This is a genomic window from Roseibium sp. (genome assembly GCF_050301095.1).
Lineage (GTDB): Bacteria > Pseudomonadota > Alphaproteobacteria > Rhizobiales > Stappiaceae > Roseibium.
Window position 1 is genome coordinate 1 of sequence record NZ_JBNKYW010000015.1, and the last position, 3,137, is coordinate 3,137.

A 3,137-nucleotide genomic window follows, 5' to 3' on the forward strand; every position below is an offset into this window, starting at 1 on the left:
TTGGCTGTGAACGTCTCGTTTTCCGTGGGAATGATGCCACCCAAGTCCGGGGAAACCAGCATCGCAAAGAGCGCGTAGGGGATGAAAAGATCGTAACCTGTTTCAACTTGGTGCACCGTGCGCCGACCGTTGATCATTTCCTTCGTATCACCGCTCCGCACACGAAAATCGACCATGGAACGGCTCAATTCGACTTCGACGTTGTCGTAGTTCAATTCGCCTGTCGGAGTTCGCTTCACAAGCAAAGCGCAGATTGGGTCGACGACCCGCGAATTCTCGCGGCGATGGAACATCGTGATGCGCAAGTGACCCTTGTTTCGATCATCGATGAGATAGCCGCGTAGACCAGTGCCTATGGGTTTGTCGTCATGTCTCGTTACAGGTGAAGCCCGTTCAAAGCGCGCGACACCCAGCTCTCGATCATCAAATTCGACCCAAACAACGTCGGCGGGGAGCTTTACCTCACCCAGAATGGCCATTGCGGGAAGACCGGTTTCCGAAGCCTGTTTGGCGACTGCGTCATGAAGCGTATCGGCATAGGCTGCAGCCATATGGTCGAGCAGGTACACTTTCGCCTGCTGCAGGGCATCGAGCGCATACTCGCGAAAAAGCCTCAGATCCTCGGACGGCGTAAAGTGCCAAACTAAGTCGTCAGCAGGAGCCGATTTACCCGCAAGCGATGAACCGTATAAGGAAATCAATGATTTGTAGAGCATGCGACGTAACCTGAACCAAATACGACGCAGTTTCCGACGAACCCTGACGATGTTCAAGCTGCATTCATTGCACTGCAATTGACCGCTGATGTCTGGGCAAAGTCAGATTGGCTGACGCTCGAGCTTGTTTTCTTAATGCAAAGGCATGTCGACCATCGTCGGCTCATTTTGCCGGTCGGCCGGAACGGTGGACAGGCGAAAGGCCCGGATCGGAGCCTTGCTCCGAACCCGAGCCGTCTTCGACCCCGTGGGCTTCACGCCCACGGGTCGATCTCACCCACCACCTGAACCTCGTCTCCGTCGATTTCATCGGCGGGGACGGCGCCATAGGTTCCATCGCCTGCCTGGAAGACGACGATCGAGACCATGAGCGTGGCGGCGAGAGAGGCGGCGAAGGCGTGAGCATCTTTGCGGGACATCTGTTTGGCTCCTGTGCTTTTAAGGCGGAGGACCATCCCCCGCGCGACAGGACCCCGCAGGCCCGAAGACTGGCTGACATCACCGGGTGCGTTCGGCTCGTCCGAATCCACCCGGCGGCACGGGCTCGCCCGTAGTCCGACCCCTCGCGGGTTGATCTCGAAGACGGGATTCGGGGCAAGGAAGGGAATGGCGAGCGGGGGATGGTGCGACCGCTGACTGGAGCCGGGTGTCCCGCTGATGCCATCGGTGCCAGCCTCCTGGGCAGGCTTTTCAAGGAATACGTCTTTCCGTGTTGGATTGGATTCTATGGTGCCCCGCGATTTCGCGGGACAGGGTCGTGATGGGTGAGAGGCCCGCGCTTTGGCGGGCCCCTTGGGTTCTACATGGGCTCAGGCGGCAAGCTCCGCGCCCCCTGCCCTATCGCCGTCCTCGCTGCCGACGATCTCCAGCCGCGCGTTGCGATAGCCTTCTTTGGCGATCCAGAGTTCGGCAGCCGTGACAGACTCGGCCAGGTGGAGCAACTCCGTGCAACCGCCGAAATCCAGCAGAACACGCACCTGCCCAGGCTGTGGTTCCTCAGCGACCTCGAAGGTCAAGGCGCTATCCGCCGAATGGGTCCGCATGATGGTGACGAGAATGACCCCGTCCGAGGAGAAGTTCCCCTCGTGCAGCGTGAACGAAGCCGGTGCGATCCAGGTCGGATAGGGTCGCGGCGGCTCCTTCTTGACGAGACGGCCGATGCCGTTCGAGCGTTCCCAGGCCGCGAGCTTCTTCGTGAACCGCGCAGGTGGTTTCGGACTGTTGTCGGTGTAGCGAATGAGCGCCCCCAGGGGCGCGGTGTCGAGAATGGTGATTGCAGACATGATTCCTCTTCCCGAATGCACAAAATTGCATTCATCGTATTGATATTATTGTATTTTATGTGATTGAGGGCGGGTTTCCCCGCCCTCGGATGGCGCGGATCACTCCGCAGCCATCATCGATGCATCATCACCCGGCAGGTCAGCGGTGAGGAAGGCAGGCAGGTCGACATCCTCGGTCTGGCCGGCGTCGGAAACGGGCTCAGGCGCCCCCCGCCCTTCCGCACCGTCGAGTGCCGCCGGATCATGACGACGAAGAACCTCCGGCAACCAGCCACTACCCTTCAAGAGGCGCTCGGCTTCGGTCGCCATCTCGCCCTTCTTCAGGTGATCGAGGAGTTGCGCCGTCCCTTCACCTTTCGCCTCGCGCACGGCCTCGAGGATCCGTGCCTTGGGCACGCGGTTCAGGTAGGTATCGGCCGTCGGCTGCCAACCCGCCTCGACCATGTCGAGTTCGACCGCCTGTGCGACCAAGTCCGACTGGGTCATCCGCCTGGTCAAACCGCTGGCGGAGATACCGGCACCATAAGGGTTCACCTTCTCATGGAGCGCGTTGATCCCGAAGCTGAGGCAATGCGCGAGTAGCGACAGCCGGCTCCCTTGATCAAGGGAGGTCAGGTAGTCCCAGAGCGCGGCATCGTTGCCGAGCGGCAAGTCGGCCTCCCACCCCGCGTGGCGGTCGTCCACCAGCTTGGCCACCACGCTGTCCTTCAGATCGCTCGCCTGCGCGGACATGTAGACGTGACGCACGGAAGCCTCGAGGCAGCTGCTGGCCGAACTGGACGTCTGGAAGGTGTCATTGACGAGCTTCAGGAGCAGCAGCGTCAACGCGACGTCGGGAGAACGCCCGACAGCTTCGCGCAGTGCCAATGTCCGGTGCGCCGTCAGCTCCATGACCAACCGCTCGGGCAAGGGCTTCAACGCACCATCGTCCTCGTCGTCGGGCACGTTGACGCCAAGCGCTTGACCAGCAGAGGTGATCACCGTGCCGTGGCCGACACCATCCGTGCTGCTCGCAGCTGAAAGCTCAGCGCCCTGCCCGCTCACGGCCTGTTCACCGCTGTTGACGTCGACGTCTTCCCCTGGCTCATCCTCGGGCCGCACGAAGCCCCGATAAACTGCAAGCTCGCCATAGCGGTCC

Annotated in this window: 3 protein-coding genes and 1 pseudogene; all 4 read right to left on the minus strand. The window is 61.0% G+C overall.

The genetic code is table 11. From position 1 onward, the window contains the following. Window positions 1-716: hypothetical protein (locus ACQY7U_RS00745; protein WP_428640990.1), on the minus strand; the 716-nt coding region annotated here is incomplete at its 3' end. 254 nt (window positions 717-970) lie between these two features. Continuing rightward, window positions 971-1,135 (minus strand): hypothetical protein, encoded by a 165-nt coding sequence (locus ACQY7U_RS00750; protein ID WP_010138195.1) that lies wholly within the window; start codon window positions 1,133-1,135, stop codon window positions 971-973. 390 nt (window positions 1,136-1,525) lie between these two features. Continuing rightward, entirely contained in the window at window positions 1,526-1,999 is a 474-nt protein-coding gene (locus ACQY7U_RS00755) for a hypothetical protein (RefSeq protein WP_038073814.1), read from the minus strand. 99 nt (window positions 2,000-2,098) lie between these two features. Beyond that, window positions 2,099-3,137 (minus strand): annotated as a pseudogene (locus ACQY7U_RS00760) (DNA-binding protein); the annotation flags it as partial.